The 18,285-nt window shown below is 39.3% G+C and carries 18 protein-coding genes; 13 read left to right on the top strand and 5 right to left on the bottom strand.

Annotated elements, in window-relative coordinates:
• Positions 1-125: 125 nt before the first annotated feature.
• The 10 genes from CEQ21_RS09315 to CEQ21_RS09270 all read left to right on the top strand — a co-directional run bounded on the left by CEQ21_RS09315 (position 126) and on the right by CEQ21_RS09270 (position 8,229).
• Entirely contained in the window at positions 126-1,175 is a 1,050-nt protein-coding gene (locus tag CEQ21_RS09315) for a sensor histidine kinase (protein ID WP_185764380.1), read from the top strand.
• Positions 1,172-1,813, top strand: coding sequence for a response regulator transcription factor (locus CEQ21_RS09310; protein ID WP_185764379.1), 642 nt, complete (start codon positions 1,172-1,174; stop codon positions 1,811-1,813). Before CEQ21_RS09315 ends, CEQ21_RS09310 begins: the two co-directional genes overlap by 4 nt.
• Positions 1,814-1,890: 77 nt before the next feature.
• Positions 1,891-2,370 (top strand): DinB family protein, encoded by a 480-nt coding sequence (locus tag CEQ21_RS09305; protein ID WP_185764378.1) that lies wholly within the window; start codon positions 1,891-1,893, stop codon positions 2,368-2,370.
• Between the two features lie 154 nt (positions 2,371-2,524).
• Complete coding sequence (locus tag CEQ21_RS09300) at positions 2,525-3,457, top strand: ABC transporter ATP-binding protein (protein ID WP_185764377.1); 933 nt, start codon at positions 2,525-2,527, stop codon at positions 3,455-3,457.
• Between the two features lie 11 nt (positions 3,458-3,468).
• Complete coding sequence (locus CEQ21_RS09295; RefSeq protein ID WP_185764376.1) at positions 3,469-4,722, top strand: ABC transporter permease; 1,254 nt, start codon at positions 3,469-3,471, stop codon at positions 4,720-4,722.
• On the top strand, positions 4,719-5,807 hold the full coding sequence (locus CEQ21_RS09290; protein WP_185764375.1) for an ABC transporter permease: 1,089 nt from the start codon (positions 4,719-4,721) through the stop codon (positions 5,805-5,807). The genes CEQ21_RS09295 and CEQ21_RS09290 overlap by 4 nt, the downstream gene beginning before the upstream one ends.
• Before the next feature lie 124 nt (positions 5,808-5,931).
• Positions 5,932-6,525, top strand: coding sequence for a DJ-1/PfpI family protein (locus CEQ21_RS09285; RefSeq protein ID WP_185764374.1), 594 nt, complete (start codon positions 5,932-5,934; stop codon positions 6,523-6,525).
• A 58-nt stretch (positions 6,526-6,583) separates the two neighbouring features.
• Positions 6,584-6,928 carry a DinB family protein gene (locus tag CEQ21_RS09280; RefSeq protein WP_235907231.1) on the top strand — a complete coding sequence of 115 codons (345 nt, stop codon included), beginning with the start codon at positions 6,584-6,586 and terminating at the stop codon, positions 6,926-6,928.
• Positions 6,929-6,970: 42 nt separating this feature from the next.
• Positions 6,971-7,825: a pentapeptide repeat-containing protein gene (locus tag CEQ21_RS09275; RefSeq protein WP_185764373.1), complete on the top strand. Its 855-nt coding sequence runs from the start codon at positions 6,971-6,973 to the stop codon at positions 7,823-7,825.
• Between the two features lie 98 nt (positions 7,826-7,923).
• Complete coding sequence (locus tag CEQ21_RS09270; RefSeq protein ID WP_185764372.1) at positions 7,924-8,229, top strand: DUF3243 domain-containing protein; 306 nt, start codon at positions 7,924-7,926, stop codon at positions 8,227-8,229.
• 38 nt (positions 8,230-8,267) lie between these two features.
• On the opposite strand, the gene CEQ21_RS09265 is transcribed toward CEQ21_RS09270, so the two are convergent.
• On the bottom strand, positions 8,268-9,170 hold the full coding sequence (locus CEQ21_RS09265; protein ID WP_185764371.1) for an ArsR/SmtB family transcription factor: 903 nt from the start codon (positions 9,168-9,170) through the stop codon (positions 8,268-8,270).
• A 298-nt stretch (positions 9,171-9,468) separates the two neighbouring features.
• Here CEQ21_RS09265 and CEQ21_RS09260 point away from each other — a divergent pair, with 298 nt between their 5' ends.
• Positions 9,469-9,966 carry a GNAT family N-acetyltransferase gene (locus CEQ21_RS09260; RefSeq protein ID WP_185764370.1) on the top strand — a complete coding sequence of 166 codons (498 nt, stop codon included), beginning with the start codon at positions 9,469-9,471 and terminating at the stop codon, positions 9,964-9,966.
• A 71-nt stretch (positions 9,967-10,037) separates the two neighbouring features.
• Here CEQ21_RS09260 and CEQ21_RS09255 read toward each other — a convergent pair whose 3' ends face one another.
• Positions 10,038-10,601: a DUF2777 domain-containing protein gene (locus tag CEQ21_RS09255; protein ID WP_185764369.1), complete on the bottom strand. Its 564-nt coding sequence runs from the start codon at positions 10,599-10,601 to the stop codon at positions 10,038-10,040.
• Positions 10,602-10,852: 251 nt separating this feature from the next.
• Here CEQ21_RS09255 and asnB point away from each other — a divergent pair, with 251 nt between their 5' ends.
• Both asnB and CEQ21_RS09245 read left to right on the top strand, forming a co-directional pair.
• Positions 10,853-12,700, top strand: a complete 1,848-nt coding sequence (gene asnB / locus CEQ21_RS09250) for an asparagine synthase (glutamine-hydrolyzing) (RefSeq protein WP_185764368.1) — start codon at positions 10,853-10,855, stop codon at positions 12,698-12,700.
• Between the two features lie 150 nt (positions 12,701-12,850).
• On the top strand, positions 12,851-13,930 hold the full coding sequence (locus CEQ21_RS09245; protein WP_185764367.1) for a DNA alkylation repair protein: 1,080 nt from the start codon (positions 12,851-12,853) through the stop codon (positions 13,928-13,930).
• Positions 13,931-13,965: 35 nt separating this feature from the next.
• On the opposite strand, the gene CEQ21_RS09240 is transcribed toward CEQ21_RS09245, so the two are convergent.
• The 3 genes from CEQ21_RS09240 to CEQ21_RS09230 all read right to left on the bottom strand — a co-directional run bounded on the left by CEQ21_RS09240 (position 13,966) and on the right by CEQ21_RS09230 (position 18,277).
• On the bottom strand, positions 13,966-14,868 hold the full coding sequence (locus tag CEQ21_RS09240; protein ID WP_235907230.1) for a DMT family transporter: 903 nt from the start codon (positions 14,866-14,868) through the stop codon (positions 13,966-13,968).
• A gap of 121 nt (positions 14,869-14,989) precedes the next feature.
• A complete protein-coding gene (locus CEQ21_RS09235; RefSeq protein WP_235907229.1) occupies positions 14,990-16,750 on the bottom strand; it encodes a glycoside hydrolase family 13 protein in 1,761 nt (586 codons plus the stop codon).
• A 123-nt stretch (positions 16,751-16,873) separates the two neighbouring features.
• The gene (locus tag CEQ21_RS09230) at positions 16,874-18,277 is read right to left on the bottom strand and encodes an L-cystine transporter (RefSeq protein WP_235907228.1); all 1,404 of its coding nucleotides are present in this window, start codon (positions 18,275-18,277) and stop codon (positions 16,874-16,876) included.
• Positions 18,278-18,285: the final 8 nt, after the last annotated feature.

Here is an 18,285-nt window from a genome sequence, read left to right as displayed (position 1 = left end):
AAGTATTGACCACCAAAAGAAATATCTGGTAAATTAGCAATAGATTAATGGAATGGGAGAGAGACCCCGTGCAATCATATTATATCAAGCTAGCTTTATTATTCTCGGTGTGGTCAGGGGTACTTATGGGTGCATATAAGGACAGCAGTGTGTTTTTTATTTACTTGTTTACGTGCACACTTCTGCTTATTCTATATTTCCTTCTTCCTCTAATTAAGCAAAAGGTCTATATTTATCTCCTCCTCCTCGGCTTGACACAAGTCTTAATTTTCTTATGGGAGGATACCACGCCTTTCTATCTTTACATACTGTCATTTTTCTATTTGCTGGAAATGTTACAGGAGGTTAAGGGGAGGGCTAGTACAGTAGCATTGATTGTGCTGAACTGCTTAAATATTTTATCAGCCACTGTGTTTTTTGGACTTCCACTTTTGCTTGTTATTGTTATAAATGTCTTTTCAGGATTAGTGATCTATCGACTTAGTGAAGTAAATAAAGAATATAAGCATATAAGAGAGACATATGATTCCTTGCTGAATGACTATAGAGTACAAAAGCGGAGAGCATTTCATAACGAAAAGACGGCGAGAGCAGAAGAAAGAAGCATGATAGCAAGGGAGATGCATGATGCTGTTGGACATAAGCTAACGGCCCTTATCATGCAGGTCGAGCTGCTTCGGCCAGAACTTCAGAACGGCTCTTATCCAATTATTAAAGAACTGGCTGCAGACTGTTTGGAGGAAACAAGAAGAGCAGTTCGTCTTCTGCAGGCAGAAGACCTGCAAGGGATGTCTGCACTTGTTCACTTAATTAAAAAGCTTGAAAGTGAAAATACCATTCATGTTCATTTTACAGCAAGACAGGGTGTTTTGCGCCTTCAGCTCAGTAACAGGAAAAATGCAGTCCTTTACCGGACAATTCAGGAAGGGCTGACAAATGCAATGAAATATGGAAGCAATCGAGAGGTGTTCTTAAATATTGGCGTATCTCCGATTGGGTATCTTACCTTTGAAATAAAAAACACTTATCATCATAAGCATCCGATACATAAAGGATTCGGTCTTGAAAATATGGCAAAAAGACTTGAGGAAGAAGGGGGAAAGCTGTCAATTCTGCGGCATAACAAGCAGTTTATTTTGACAGGCAGCTTACCTGCAGAGGAGCTGAGTAAATGATCAATGTGTTGATTGCAGAAGATCAGGCCATTGTTAGAAATGGCTTGAAAATGATAATAGAACAAGCTGCGGAAATAAAGGTAGTAGCAGAAGCAGCGGACGGCAAGGAAGTGCTAGAGCTTGTTAAAACGCATCACATAGACCTTATTTTGATGGATGTCCGCATGCCTGTTATGGATGGACTTGAAGCAACAAAACGAATAAGGGCAGAGTACCCTGCTATTAAAATATTAATTTTGACTACATTTAATGATGAAGAATATGCCCTTAAAGCATTCCGAGAAGGTGCAAATGGATTTTTGCTGAAAAGTGCTGACGGTGCGGCTCTGATTAACAGCATTAAAAGCTGTCTTGCTGGGGGCATGAGCATACATGATGATGTTGCCGCAAAGGTTATGCCAATGCTGCTGAAGGAAAACAAGCCTGTTAAGCAAACAGACCTAATCGATATCCTTACTGACAGAGAAATTGAAATTGTTCAGCATGTTGGACTTGGCAAAACGAATAAAGAGATAGCAGGCGAGCTGTTTTTATCTGTCGGTACAGTGAAGAATCAGCTTACCCAAATCCTGCAAAAGCTTGATTTGAGAGATCGAACACAATTGGCCATCTTTGCAGTAAAGAATGACCTTATCTAACTGGTTTTGGTTTATCCATCTTAAAAATGTTATGATGATTTAGTGTGATTACATAAAAGTTGAAATGAGGGTTTTACATGTACAGAAAATCAGAAGATTTTATTGCAGACTGGAATGCGTCTGCACATGGAACATTGCAAGTGTTAGAAGCACTTACAGACGAGAAACTTGGTCAGGCAATTGTTGAAGGTCACAGCACGCTTGGTTGGTTAGGCTGGCATTTATCTACAAGTCCTGCCTTTTTTGCTGGAGTAGCAGGTATGCAGGTAAGACCTGCTACAGATAAAACAGCAGAAACTATCACTGCAGCTGAAATTGTCCAAGCATACAAAACAATTGCAGCAGATATTGCTGAAGCGGCAAAATCCTTAACAGATGAAGTGCTGCTTGAAACAGTTGACAAGTTTGGAAGACCAATGACAAAAGGATCTGTGCTTGGAACACTGATTCAGCATCAAGTCCATCACAGAGGACAAATGACAGTTCTTTTGCGCCAAGCTGGCTTACCAGTGCCTGGTGTACTTGGACCAACAAAGGAAATGCAGACACAAGGCTGATTTAAGTATTAAAACGTCTCTATTTTAATGGAGGCGTTTTTTTTTGTGCTGAAAAAATGACTTAAGTCACTCCAGAAGTACCACAATTAATGACCTTTAGGTATAGGAAAAAACTTGTAAAAATATTATGCTGTCATTAGAAAGGATGATGACGATGCTAGAAGTGATTGATTTATCCAAACAGTTTAAACAAACAAAGGTTGTTAATTCGGTCAATCTTTATTTAGAAAAGGGAGAGACGGTCGGTCTGCTTGGTCCGAATGGAGCAGGTAAATCAACGACCATTTCCATGATATCTTCCCTGCTAAAGCCAAGCAGCGGTGATGTTAGACTGCATAATGAAAGTATTTTGAAGACACCAGAGAAGCTGCGCAAAATACTTGGCGTAGTTCCGCAAGAAATAGCACTCTATATGGAGCTTACTGCAAGAGAGAATTTAGTTTTTTTCGGTAAGATGCACCGTATTCCTACTAAATTATTAAAAACCAGAGTAGATGAAGTGTTGGACATTATTGGTTTAAACGATAGACAGAAGGACCTTGTTAAAACATTTTCTGGAGGGATGAAAAGACGATTGAACATAGGTGTTGCTCTTATTCACTCACCTGAAATTATTATTATGGATGAGCCGACAGTCGGTATTGACCCACAATCAAGAAATCATATATTAGAGACAGTGAAGCGGCTGAACAAGGAACAAAATATTACCGTTCTCTATACAAGCCATTACATGGAGGAAGTTGAGTTCTTATGTAAAAGAATCTATATCATGGACCATGGAGAAGTTATCGCTTCAGGCTCAAAAGAGGAAATAAAGAATATTCTTTCGGCAGAAACAGCGATTAACATTCATATAGAAATGATGAAGCATCCTTTTGTTGAAAGGTTAAGAGACTTACCGAATGTCCAGCATCTTTCTATAAACCAAGCAACTATCACGTTGATCGTTCCAAGGGAAGTCCAGCTTCTGAAGGACATTTTCCGCCTTGCAGAGGAGCATCAGGTGAATGTGCTTGCAGTAAATATTGAAACACCAAGCCTAGAGGATGTGTTTTTGCATCTGACAGGGCGGAAGCTTCGAGATTAGGGGGAGAGACAATGTTCTTTCATATGGTGAAAAAGGAAATTCTCATGATATGGAGAAGACCTCGAGAGCTGGTCGTCCTCCTGCTGATGCCATTTATTTTAATAACGATATTAGGAAGCGCGCTTGGAGCTATTATGGATGGCGGGGAGGATTCAAGCGGCTTGCAGGCAAAACTGTTAGTACAGCTAAAGGATGATTCCACAAAAGCCCAGCAAGAAGCGATATCAGAAATAGAAGCTTCTTCGTTAAGTCCTGAAGAGAAACAGCTAAAGATAGCAACTGTTTCATCCATAGATCCTGTTGCTGCTTTTATAGATGAACTGCAAGAAAATAAAGACCTAAAAAAGCTTGTGACAGTCACTATTACAGATAAAGCAGCAGAAAAAGGGGAGTACAGCGGAGTTTTAACGATCCCATCCGGCTTTACACAGCAATTTTATCATAAATTGCTTGATGGCAAAGAGATGACGGCAACATGGAGCTTTAAGGAGGAGGACAGTACGTCCCTTTCGGCAACTGTCCTAAAAGACATTTTAGAAAGCTACCAGCAGGAACTGTCTTATACAAAAACGGCTGCAGACCTTACTATTGATTTATCAGAGGTAAATGAACCGATTATCGGCAGCATGGAAAGTATCACAAAGAAAAAAGAGGTTGATGCTTTTGCTTATTATGCGATTGGTATGTGCGCAATGTTTGTGTTTTATGTAGCCTCAACTGTTGCCGGCTTTGCTTACCAACAAAAAGAGGATTATATGTACCAGCGTATTCTGTTGGCAAATGTGTCACCATATACATTTTTTCTTGGCATATTTGTATCAGCATTTATACTATCCTTTATACAATTACATTTATTATTTGGGTTGTCTGCTGTCATATATGGTGTTGTGTTCTCAAGCTTTATCCAATATTTCTTAGTAACAATTCTGTTAAATATCATGGCATCAAGCTTTGCTGTATTTGCAGCAGCCATATCCTTCCGAACGAATTCCAGAAGTTTGCCGACACTAATTCCTAATTTAATAATTCCTATCTTAGCCTTTGTCGGCGGCAGCTATTTTGATCTTAGTGCAATTGGCGGATTTATGGAAAAGCTTGGCGAGTACTCACCAGTTGGTGCTACGATGACTGCCTATATCAAGGTTTACCAAGGCTACAGTATTTTAGATATCACAGGACAGATTGAGGCAATACTCCTCTTTAGCGGTGCATTGCTGCTGAGCGCAGTTGCGTTATTAATGAGGAAAAGAGGTGCTATCGTATGAATGGTATACTTTGGGGTAAATTCAGGAGGTTTTTGCGTAAACCAGGGGCATTTTTGATTACATCCGTAATTTGTGCAGCTTTTGCTTTTTTACTTGGCTCCAGTTCCTTTACAAAGGTGGAAATACCAGTCTTTGCTAATAACACTGGTAACGCAGAGACAATTGTGCAGGAGTTAAATAAAAGTGACAGCTTTCAGTTTAAACTAATAGCAGAAAAAGAAGTACTGCAGCAAATTGAAGATGGTAAAACAGATCTTGGTGCGTCCCTTGCAGATGATTCTTATACCGTATATCGAGCTGCAGATACAGAGACCACTCTCGCGGTAAACCGCTATTTAGAAAAATATTATCAAAACCGCTCTAAAAAGCAACAAATTTTGAGCAACGCACAGGATAAAAAGGAAGCAGAGACAAAGCTAGAGGCTATGGAGAAAGAGCCGTTGCTGCCGATAAAATTAGCTAAATCGCAGCAACAAAGCAGCTATGACCAATCTCTGCAAGCATTGTTTGGCTTCACCTTATTCTTTAGCATATATACGGTGGCAAACACAGTTGTAGAAATTTTGCGGGATAAACAAAATGGCATTTGGGACCGCTTTATCCTGTCTTCAACAAGCAAGACAAAGCTCTATCTTGGTCATCTTTTCTTTAGCTTTTTATTAGGTTATCTGCAGATTATGCTTATTTTTCTTATCTTTAAATTCGGTACAGGGATAGACTTCCATGGCAACTTTGCAGTAGTGTTTGGCGTTGTTATTCCATACTTATATGCAATTGTTGCACTTGCGATTTTATTGACAGGGCTTGTCAAAACAGTAAGCCAATTCAATGCGTTTATTCCGTTAGTTGCTGTTAGCTTTGCGATGCTTGGCGGAGCATACTGGCCGATGGAAATTGTTAAATCTGACTTTTTGCTCCTGCTCGCAAAATTTGTGCCTGTCACATATGGAATGGAGCTATTAAAGCAAGGGATTATTGAAGATGCGGCACCAATGGAGCTGCTGTTTCCTGTTGGTATCTTAATGCTGATGGGGACGGTGATGCTTGGTGTCGGCATACGACTGATTGAACGAAGACATGTATAGCATTATGTTCCCTTCCTTGCTGAAAGGAAGGGTTTTTTTGTATTAGAAAAAACGACTCTTAAAGGAAGGAAATGCCAGTGACTTGGTGAATTAGTATAGGTTTAGGAAAGGAGGAATGATTGCCATGGAGAAAAAAACAGTTTGTATTTTGTTATTTAATGAAGTGGATGTCCTTGATTTCGCAGGCCCTTATGAAGTTTTTTCCTTAGCTGCATCACCTGAAGAGCGTGATAATCATTTCTTCCAAGTCGTGACTATTTCAGAGACAGGAAAGCAGATAAGTGCTAGAAATGGGTTAACAGTTAAGCCTGATTATAGCTTTGTGAGTCATCCTTACTTGAATATTGTTATCGTGCCAGGGGGATATGGAGCGAAAACGACTGAATTAACCAATCAAAATGTGATTACATGGATAAAAGCACAAGCTGAACACACTGAACTTATTGCATCTGTCTGCACAGGTGCGTTGCTGCTGGCAAAGGCGGGCTTACTTGACAAGCAAGCTGCAACAACCCATTGGATGGATGTCGACAGGCTGAAAACAGAATTTCCGCTTGTGTCCGTAAAACGTGGAGTAAAATACGTGGATGAGGGCAGGATTATCACCTCTGCTGGAATATCTGCGGGTTCGATGTCCTTTCATATCCTGACACGGCTAAAAGCATGGAGTATGAAATTAATCTTGGGGGCTCTGCGAAAATATGAATATATATTGTGAGAGTTGTATGAACCAATTTAGAATTGCCTTACAGTCAGTAAAGGAAATGATAGCATAGTTGAAAGAGGAAGACCTGCTGTTCCGACCGACAGAATCAAAATTCTTTATAGGAGAATTATTGGTGCATCTATCTTTAATAGGAGAGGCTGATTTACTAATTGCTTCAGGCAGGTCAAGTCTTGCGGAGATAGAGGCTGCCATTGATAACTCCTTTCAAGTTTTAGTAGAAGCATATGACAAGTACTCTGATAACCAATTAGCTGAAGAGTTGGAGTCCTATTGGGGCACTCGGTATGAATGGCTGTTGGAAATAGTAGCACATATATATCATCACCGCGGTCAATTACATGCAATGTTGGTGCATGCATACAGAAAGGATCCACAAATAGCACTGTTTGAATAAGTCGAACAGCATACAGTAAGAACCCGTATAGGAAGTGAAAAAATGATGGAGGAAAATCAAGCAACAGAAAACGAAAACAGGTCTTGGAAGCCGGATTGTGAAAACTGTTTCGGCTTATGCTGTGTTGCCTTGCCGTTTGGTAACTCAGCAGAATTTGCTGAAGATAAGGAGGGGGGGAAGCCGTGTAGGAATCTGCTGGAAGATTATCGGTGTGGCATACATCAAAAGCTTCGCAGGAAAGGCTTTAAGGGCTGTACAGTGTTCGAATGCTTTGGTGCAGGCCAAAAGGTTTCACAGTTCACCTTTAAAGGAGTGAGCTGGCAGGAGAATAAAGCTGTGGCAATGGACATGTTTAAGGTTTTTCCTATCATGCAGCAGCTGCATGAAATGCTCTGTTATTTGGATGAAGCACTTCAGCTTCAGGTCACAAAAGAGATTAACCAAGAATTAGAGGCAGTATTTCAAAAGACTAGCAGTTTAACTGAATTAAAGCCGGAGGAAATACTGAACCTGAATATTCCTGAACATCGGACTTTAGTAAATGAACTTCTTATGAAGACAAGTGAATTGTTGCGCCAGGATATCCTATCTGAAAAAAGCAAACGTTTAAGAGGAAGGAATAAGAAGAAAGGCAGTGACTTGATCGGGGCAAATTTACGCAATCTGGACTTAAGGGGAGAGAACTTTAGGGGAGCATGGCTGATTGCGGCAGACTTAAGAAAGACAGATTTGCGATTCGTTGATTTTATCGGAGCAGATTTAAGAGACGCAGATATAAGAGGAGCGGATTTAAGAAATAGCTTGTTCCTGACTCAAGTTCAGTTGAATGCAGCTAACGGAGATAAATATACTAAAATACCAGCAGGCCTTAATCAACCAGCTCATTGGTTTTACTGATTTCAGAATATAGTAATATATTCCAATGGTAATTTAATAGTTTCAATAGTGTAACCCTGGGAATATATACACTAACACTAAAAAAGGAGTGAATCATAATGGAAAACAAATTAGAATCAAAAGTAAATGATAAGCTTCAAGGCATGGATAGTGAAAAGAAGGATGAAATTTTATCAAGCTTTGACGGATTTAAACAATATCTGTCAGACAAGGTAGAAAAAGCAGACAAACTAGGATTAGATCAAGAGCAAATTGCAAAAGCTGCACAAAAAGTCGGAGATTTTTTGGCGGCAAAAGAAGAACCGCGCAACAGAGAGGAAAAACTGCTGCAGGAGCTTTGGAAAGCAGGGAACGAAGAGGAACAGCACAAGCTCGCTCATATGCTAGTTAAGCTTGTCAGCTAATGAAAAGAAACCGCCTAAAAAGGCGGTTTCTTTCATTATTATAAATAATATAGCTTGAAATTAATATCTTGATCATGATTGCCGAATTTTTTTCCGAAAATAGTGGCGCCGCCAACATGTTCAGCGTCTTCTTTTACCTCAATCCGCAGTGTCCATCTGTCTGTATTCGTATCAAGATCGTCTACTGTTATTTGAGACATTGGATCACCATCAATATAGGTGCCATGATTAGTTATTCGTATCGTTTTGAGCAGGCCGTATTGATTGATGTTATGCGGCCACCAATCAGGTGTGAATTTACCTCTTGTATCAGCGAAATCTCCAGGGCTTCTCCATGTTCCCAACTCAATACCGTTTAAAGAAAAGGTAATATCTGATGGCCATACATCATTGGCAAATGGAAATTCTGAGCAAATTTCCAAGCTTATTTCAAACTGCTGTAATTTCTCATCCTTTTTCAGGAAGTTGGCAATATTATATTGTACAAAGCCTTGTGTAAACCAAAGAATTTCAGCATCCATTCTTTTTGGATCCATAAAATAGCGGGGCTCGTCAACTCGACCGATAAACTCCTTCTCTGTTGCTAGTCCACAAGTCGGCTTTAAATCATAATCGGTATAATGTCCAATTGGTACCGCAGTTTCATATGCAGCAAATGAGTGAAATATCTTTTTCGGAAAATTTATCTCAATATGATCAACTTTTAAAATAGATATTTTTTGTAATCCTGATTTTCCTGGTACTCTTTCTGTCTTAATCAAGCCTGCATCTTCAAGTTTTTTAATATGCTTTGTCACAATAGCACTGCTGATTTCCAATTCTTCGGCAATTTCTTTTATATTCAGTTTATTTTTGCTGAGGAGTTGAATGATTTTGATGCGAACCTCACTGGCAAGTGCTTCGTAAACAACTAATGAGGAATTGTCGATCCCTAGTTGCATGAAAATCCCTTCTTTCAATACAAATGATTAAATTAAACATGTATTATCTTTATAAAAATAACATAAAGATTAATTACTGTAAATATATTGAGATTTATATTTAAATAATAAACAGTTTTGTTAACTTAGTAACATTTGAATCTTATTAAATTTACTTTTTTATTTATATTAAGGTGGATGAGTGGCTTTTTAAAAAAAGAGGAAATAATAGGGAAAAGGGCGAATGAATGTAGCATGTTACTTATGTAAGTTTTGAACATACTCTCCTATTGGGACTTACAGCATAAAGGAGGACGAAATGAAAATAAGAAAGGCAATCATAGAAGACGCGAGCGGGATATCAAGAGTACACGTAGACGCGTGGAGAACAACATATAAAAATCTTATCCCTGATTCCTTTTTGGACCAATTATCTTACGAGGAAAGGGAGCAAATGTGGAAGGTAAATATACCGAATGGCAATGTGTTTGTTGCAGAGAATGCAACAGGCAAAATTGTTGGCTTTGCTTGTGGAGGGAAGGAAAGAACAGGTAAATTTGAGGGATATAACGGAGAACTATATGCTATCTACATACTTGAGAAATATCAGGGACAGGGTATTGGACGGAAGCTGACAGAAGCAGTAAAGCATCATTTACGTGAAATTGGAATGACGAGTATGGTTATATTAGTACTCGAAGGTAATAAAGCATACCAGTTTTATGAAGCAATTGGCGGTAAGAAGATAGGTATACTGGAAGACACAATTGCCGATAAAGCGGTAAATGAGCTTGTTTATGGCTGGGAAGAATTATAATTGATTGATTAGTGGTTTTAGCATCCGCTCGTAAAAAAACCTTCAGCATTTTTTGCTGAAGGCTTTTTTATTTAAGAGGAAAGCTTTTCAATAATCATTCTTTTACCGGTGTTTAACGTAAATTCAAATCTGTCCGTGATTTTTTCATTATAATAAAAGTGATGATTAACACTGCATAAGCCTTCCTGATTGTCAAAAATCATCATATTGACACCATTTTTTCTTTTATCATCTCTTAAGAAGGTTAATTGGTTATAACAGTATATACAGTCATAAATTGAAAAATTCATGGAATTCAGGGTGGTGATAAACTGATAAAAGCTATCATCACTGATTTCGTCCAACAGCCGTTCCAATGAAAATACAAGATGCTTTCTAATCCTGATTTTATCTTCATTACACATCCCATAAGTGGAGCCGGAGCTGTTAATTCTGCCTTCATCCAAAAGGATCCCTTTTCTCCATTTGTTAAAGCAGAATAATTCCACTTCTTGATGAATATATTCATCTAGCATGGTTGCTTCTTCTGTTTCATCGTCGAAAAAAATCCACTGGTCACTGATGTATTCGACAGTTCCTTGTGTAAAGGCGCGGGTTTGGTACTCAATAAGCTTTAATCTCTGCTGATTGTTCATTTCCTAGAACCTCCCAATTACTTCCCATAATTTCTTTTTAGACATTTAAGTTCTAATTTATAACACCATGCATTATTATTTTGTGATTTAGCTTTTTTAGATCAAAAACAATTAGCATAAACCTGAATTATGCAGCAGGAATGTTTTAGAGATTTGTTTTATAAGGACAAATAACCATTTTTCTTATCATGCATACAATACTCCATACTGATTGCTATCTAATCACAATTCCACGAGAAAGGATGATCGTCATGTGTGGAATCACAGGTTGGGTTGATTACAGAAAAGACCTGAGAAAAGAAGAAAAAACATTGTCTGTTATGGCAGAAACACTGGAAAAAAGAGGTCCAGATGACACGAATGTATGGAGCGCACTTCATGCAGGCTTTGGTCATAAACGGTTGATTGTTGTAGACCCTCTTTGCGGAATTCAGCCAATGACAAAGCGTGCACAGGAATTAGAGTATACGATTTGTTATAACGGTGAGTTGTACAATACAGAGGACATACGAAAAGAATTACTAATAAAAGGATATTCATTTAACGGCCATTCTGATACAGAAGTTTTATTGGCTTCTTATATGGAATGGGGAGAAGATTGCTTACAATACTTAAATGGAATTTATGCTTTTGCTGTTTGGGATGAAAAAAGAAACTCCCTGTTTGTAGCCAGAGACCGTCTTGGTGTTAAACCACTGTTTTATGCAGAGGTTGGCTCAAGCTTCTTATTTGCCTCAGAGATTAAGGCTATCCTTGCACATCCTCAAGTAAAGGCAGAATTAGACAGGGAGGGGTTGGCAGAAGTTTTTGCACTTGGGCCATCTCATACACCTGGAACAGGAATCTTTAGGGGCATTAAGGAATTACGACCAGGGCATGCATTAAAATTTTCGCATGATGGTTTAAAGATTTGGCGTTATTGGAATGTAAAAAGTGAACAGCATGAAGATACGTTTGATGAAACGGTTGAAAAGGTACGCTACCTATTTACGGATGCTGTCACAAGACAGCTCGTTTCAGACGTGCCGTTAAGCACCTTTCTTTCTGGAGGGGTGGATTCAAGTGCCATCACGGCAATTGCTGCAAAAGAATACGGAAAATCTGGCAAAGGCCCACTGCACACGTATTCGATTGATTATGAAGGCAATGATCAGTTCTTTAAAGCAAATGAATTCCAGCCTAATTCAGATGGCGTTTATATTAAGAAAATGACAGATACCTTTGGGACGATACATCATAACTGTATCATCACACAGGAAACGCTCGCCCAATATCTTCATGAAGCTGTGACAGTTCGTGATCTTCCGGGAATGGCAGATGTTGATTCTTCCTTGCTATGGTTTTGTCGTGAAATCAAAAAAGACTTTGTTGTAAGTCTGTCCGGTGAATGTGCTGATGAAATTTTCGGCGGATACCCATGGTTCAGGAGAGAAGCTGATCTTGCCAGAGGCGGATTTCCGTGGATGCGTTCTATTCAGGAAAGGCAAGGTCTTTTAAAGAAGGAATGGAGCAGCAAGCTGCAGCTTGAGGATTATATGTATGATAAGTATAACCAGACAATTGCTGAAACACCGAAATTGGAAGGTGAAAGTGCTGAAGATGCAAAAAGGAGAGAGCTGTTTTATTTGAATCAAATATGGTTCATGACAACTCTTTTAGAAAGAAAAGACCGGATGAGCATGGGGGCGAGCCTTGAAGTCCGGGTTCCGTTTGCAGACCACAGGTTAGTAGAGTATGTTTGGAACGTACCTTGGGAAATGAAGAATTATAAAAACAGGGAAAAGGGACTGCTCCGCAAAGCGCTTGAGGGAATTCTACCAGATGAAGTGCTGTATCGTAAGAAAAGTCCATATCCAAAGACACATAACCCTGTTTATACAAAAACAGTTACAGATATGCTGACAGGAATTCTGGCAGAGAAGGATTCAGCTTTATATGAATTCTTTGATTATAACCAACTAAAGGAAATCATCAATACAGGAGGAGCTGCTTTTAAAGAGCCTTGGTTCGGCCAGCTTATGACAGGGCCACAGCTTCTTGCCCATTTAGCGCAAATTCATTATTGGTTTAAAGACTATAATATTAATATTGTCGATTAATAAGTAAAGCGGGGGCAGATGCTCCCGCTTAGTTTGTGTTGATACCTGCTTGCCAGTGTCACCGCATTAATGAGTGCTTGTAAAGGAGCTGTATTTGATATAAGAACCTTAATCTTATATGATAAGAAAAAAGAGTGTAAGAGGTTTATAATGGAGCCATTAAAAAATATTTATAATTTGCAGTTTATCACTAGTCTTGAGGATGTTATTACAATACATTATCCTGCATTTGATAAGAGCGCTTTTCGTACGAAATTGTTCGAGGCTGAGTGGGAGGAGTTAGCGCTAAAGGAAAGGATGCGCCAGATTACCTTGTCTCTCGCTTTTGTTTTGCCTCAGGATTATAAGCAGGCAATTGCAATCTTGCGCAAATGTGCTCCCTCCTTTACAGGGCTTGGAGGAATAATATTTCCTGATTTTGTGGAGCAATACGGACTGGAGGATTGGGAGCTTTCTGTTGAAACGCTTGCCTTCTTGACAGAATTTTCTACGTCAGAGTTTGCAGTCAGGCCTTTTCTTATCAGTGACCAGGAGAGAATGCTTGCACAAATGGAAGTGTGGGCTGAAAGTGAAAATGAGCATGTTCGCAGGCTCGCAAGTGAAGGCTGCCGTCCGAGGCTGCCCTGGGGGTTGGCAGTGCCTGCTCTTAAAAAAGATCCTTCTCCTGTTTTGGTTATATTGGAGAAGTTAAAAGAAGATGAATCACTATATGTCCGAAAGAGCGTTGCAAATAATCTAAATGACATTTCGCGAATGAATCCCGATTTGGCAGTGGCGATTGCACAAAGATGGTATGGTGACAGCCAAAAAACGAATTGGATTGTTAAGCATGCTTGCAGAACACTGCTGAAGAAGGGCGATCCTCGTGTATTGCAAATCTTTGGATATGAGAACAGTGACAGCATAAGCTTGGCGGACTTTAATGTAACGCCTGTAAAGCTGTCAAAGGGTGAGAATATCGCTTTTTCCTTTACGTTAATATCTGGTATAGAAACACCCCATAAAGTGCGAGTAGAATATGCCATAGATTACGTGAAGGCAAACGGCACCCGCAGCAGGAAGGTTTTTCACCTTTCTGAGCTGGAATGGAAGGGCAGGATGCAGAAATCATTCTCAAAAAGCCATTCCTTTAAAGACTTGACGACAAGAAGACATTATCCAGGTGTGCACCGTATTGCTGTCATCGTGAATGGAACAGAAAAGGCAGCATTTGAGTTTGAACTTGTATAAACGCAAAAAAAAACTGGAGAAAAACTCCAGTTTTTTTATACAGTTTTTTGTTGTTGAACGGACTTTGGTTTTTGTTGCTGAAGCAGGAAGTAAAATACACCTGCTAGTACTAAGAGTCCACCGGCAATTTGTGAACCTGTCAGTCTTTCATTCAAGAGAAGCACAGCAAGAATAGTTGCCCCTACAGGTTCTCCTAAAATACTCATCGAAATAGTTGTCGCATTTACATAGTTTAATAGCCAATTGTTGATAACATGACTAAGTGACGGAACGATTGCCAGCAGCAGGAAGATACCCCATTCCTTTGGCGGGTAGCCTGTAAATGCTTCACTAGAAGCTACATTAAAAATCGTCAGCAGCATGGCAGCGAATAAAAATACAGTGGAAGTGTAAACCCAATGGGATACCTTTTTCACAATAGACTGGCCAATCAGCAAATAGCCGACAACAGCTATTACGCTTAGAAAGGAGAGAAGATCGCCCAGCAAGCTTGCTTTGCTTAATCCGATATCGCCCCAACCAATCATCATTGCTCCAATGATGGCAATTCCCATCGTCATAATGGCAGCTGAAGTCGTTCTCTCTCTATAAAGGAGAAATCCACCTAACAATGACACTAGCGGCTGAAGAGCCAAAATAATGGTCGAGCTTGCAACCGTTGTTAGCTTTAAGGAACCGAACCATAAAGCAAAATGAAGCGCTAGAAAGGCTCCGGAAAACAGGAGAAACAGCCAGTCTTTTTTTGAAAGCTTCTTAAATTCCTTTCTGTTTATGTACACCATTGGAAGCATCAGTATTCCTGCCAGCCACATACGGTACATGCTTAATATCGTTGCTGGAGCATCTGACCACTTAACGAAAATAGCAGAGAAGGAGATTGCTATTATTGAAATTGCCAGCGGGATGGCAATCGATTTAGATCCATTAGTCTGTTCCACAAAAGTCCTCCTTAGTGAGATTATAATAGTAAATGATAGTACTATTATAAGTGTTAAACAAGATGTTTTTTCCAAGATAACAAAGAAGCAGGATGAAAGGAGGGGCATTCCTTCAATCCTGCTATACAGAAAAATGGAGGAGGATACTTTCGTATGCTCCGAGATTTACGGTTAAATCATGAGATTCAGCAGCATATTCCTGACAGGTCAAAGGCATTGTCAACTTTTTCCCTTTCAATGGAAAAGGAAGGGGGTAGCTCACACTATGATTGTTATTATTTATGACCGTCATCATTATCTCATTTTCTTTTCTGTGACAATAAGCAATACAATTTTCAAGTTCTTTCAGAAAATAAAATCTAGAGCTGCCTGAAAGCAAAGACGTAGTTTTCCGTATTTCGATTAGTTTTTTTATGTAATCCTTTAATTCTTGATTTTGTTTATCGCTGTCCCATTCCATGCATTTTCTGCAGCCAGGATCGCTCCCGCCATCAAGTCCGATTTCATCTCCATAATATATGCAGGGGGTTCCAGGAAAAGTAAATAAAAAGGTAAATAGCATTTTAACTTTTTCTAGTCTAAATCCAGTTTCCTGGAAGACTCTTGGTGTATCGTGGCTGCCGATAATATTAAAGAGGACCTCATTCACATTGTCTGGATATGCTTGAATAATGGAAGTCATATCTTCAACGAAGCCCTTCGCTTCGATCATGTCATAAGCAAAAAATTGCAGCGACTTCGAAAGTAAAGGATAGTTCATAACAGAATCGAATTGCTCTCCCCGCAGCCATGGCATCGAATCATGCCATACCTCTCCTAATATAAAGCAATCTGGTTTTATTGCTTTAACACGGGAGCGGAACTCTCGCCAAAAGGCATGGTCAACCTCATTGGCAACATCGAGCCGCCAGCCGTCGATATCACATTCTCTTATCCAGTATTCAGCAACATTTAATAAATAATCTTTAACAGCTTCGTTCGCGGTATTTAACTTTGGCATCTCCTCATAGAAGCCGAATGTCTCATAATGAAAAGCCGATCCTTCTTTCAAAGGAAATTTATGAATATGAAACCAGTCCTTATAGGCAGATTTGTCTCCTTTTTCTAACACATCCAAAAACGGAGGAAACAGATAACCGCAATGGTTGAAAACAGCATCCAGCATCACACGCATACCCCTGTTATGACATTCATGGACAAGCTGTTTTAACAGGGTGATATCTCCGAAGTGGGGGTCGATTTGCAAATAGTCAATTGTATTATATTTATGATTGGAATTAGCGTAGAAGATTGGTGTTAAGTAAATGCCTGTAATTCCTAAATCTTGCAGATAATCTAAAGAGTTAATAATACCTTGCAAATCCCCGCCAAAATAGTTGGAAATTGCTGGTTCATCGTGTCCCCAAACAGCAGTTTCCTGCGGATTTCTGTCAGGATCGCCATTACGGAAGCGTTCAGGAAATATTTGATACCAAATTGTTTCTTTCACCCAGCTTGGCGGTTTAAACAATTCTGTTTTATGAATATAAGGGAAACAAAAATAATAGCCAGGGTCCTCAGGAATAAATGGAAAGAAGCCTTTTTCTGTAAAGGTAATTTGCTCATCTCCCTGTTTTATAATAAAGCCGTAGCGCAACCGTTTTTGTTTATCCTTAATGGATACTTGCCAATAATCATGCAGCTTGTCAGAGCCTATTCTTTGCATGTCAAGATAGAAGGTTTGCCATCTGTGTTCAGCAAAAGCATATTGGTCGCCGTATATTAAGGTGATGGCCTGCACGTTTCCTTTTTTTGTCCGGATCCGAATGTGGAAAATATCATCTTGATAAAGATAGCAATAATTATCTCCTGTCCGATGATAGATGGAGGCCAAATCAATCATTATCCTACTCTCCTTTTTTCTTACAAGTTATTTGTCACCAGTGTAGCCAATTTGATGAAAACCTATAAGGAAAAGAAGACAAAAAAAACCAGACATTAAATGAATGCCTGGTTTGATGTTTCATTATACAGCAGTGCTGCTAGAAGGAGAATCTAAGTTAATATCTTTATTGTAAGTGTCTTTATCTAGTTCACCTAATGCTTTACTTGCAACAACACCAGATACCATCGAACCGCTGACGTTCAAGGCAGTTCGCCCCATGTCGATTAGTGGTTCAACAGAAATTAATAATCCAGCGAGTGCAACAGGCATGTTAAGTGTAGACAGAACAATCAATGTAGCAAATGTTGCTCCACCACCAACACCTGCAACGCCAAATGAGCTAAGCATTACAACAAGAATCAAGGAAATAATAAAGCTTGGTGACAATGGATCAATACCAACAGTTGGTGCGATCATAACAGCTACCATAGCAGGATAGATACCTGCACAGCCATTTTGGCCGATTGATACACCGAATGAAGCAGAGAAGTTTGCGATTGCTTCTGAAACACCTAATTTGGATTTTTGTGCATCAATATTCAATGGCAATGTTCCTGCACTAGTACGTGATGTAAATGCGAATGATAGGACAGGAAGTACCTTCTTCACATATTTAGCTGGACTTAATTTCAGAACAGCAAGAATGATTAAATGAACAATAAACATAGCAATAAGTGCCACATAAGAAGCGATTACAAATTTACCTAATTTAACAATGGCATCAAGATTGCTGCCTGCCATTGTTTTGGCCATTAATGCAAGAATTCCATATGGAGTCAAGCGCAATACTAATGTAACGATACGCATGATAACCGTGTAAACAGAATCAACGATTTTTTCGAAGAATGCCGCTTGCTCTGGATTTTTGCGTTTAATACCAAGCAAGGCTACTCCAACAAATGCCGCAAAGATTACGACAGCGATAGTGGAAGTTGGGCGAGCTCCAGTCAAGTCTGAGAATGGATTTGCTGGCAGGAACTCAAGCACCTTCTGTGGAATTGTTGTGCTTTCCACTGTTGTTAATGTTTCTTCAAGCTGCTGACCGCGAAGCGCTTCTGCATCACCAGAAGTTATGTCAATGGCTTTTAAATCAAATCCGACTGCAGCAGCAATCCCGATTCCTGCTGAGATAGCAGTAGTTATTAATAATGTTCCGATAACTAGACCGCTGATTTTTCCAATATTGCTTGCTTTTTTCAAGCGAGTGAAAGCAGAAATAATAGAAATAAACACTAACGGCATAACAATCATTTGCAGAAGCTTCACATATCCGCTCCCAATCAGGCTGAACCAGTCATTTGACTGAACAACTACATCTGATGTTGGCTCGTAAATTAATTGGAGAATGATTCCGAATAAAACACCAAGGCCAAGCCCTGTAAAAACACGTTTTGAGAAGGATACGTGTTTTCTTTGCATATAGTATAAAATACCAAGTAAAACTAATAAAACGACAATATTAACAACCGTTAAAAATATGTCCAAAATAGTTT

This window comes from Niallia circulans (assembly GCF_007273535.1).
Lineage (GTDB): Bacteria > Bacillota > Bacilli > Bacillales > Cytobacillaceae > Niallia > Niallia circulans_B.
This window is presented reverse-complemented; position numbering and strand designations above follow the sequence as displayed.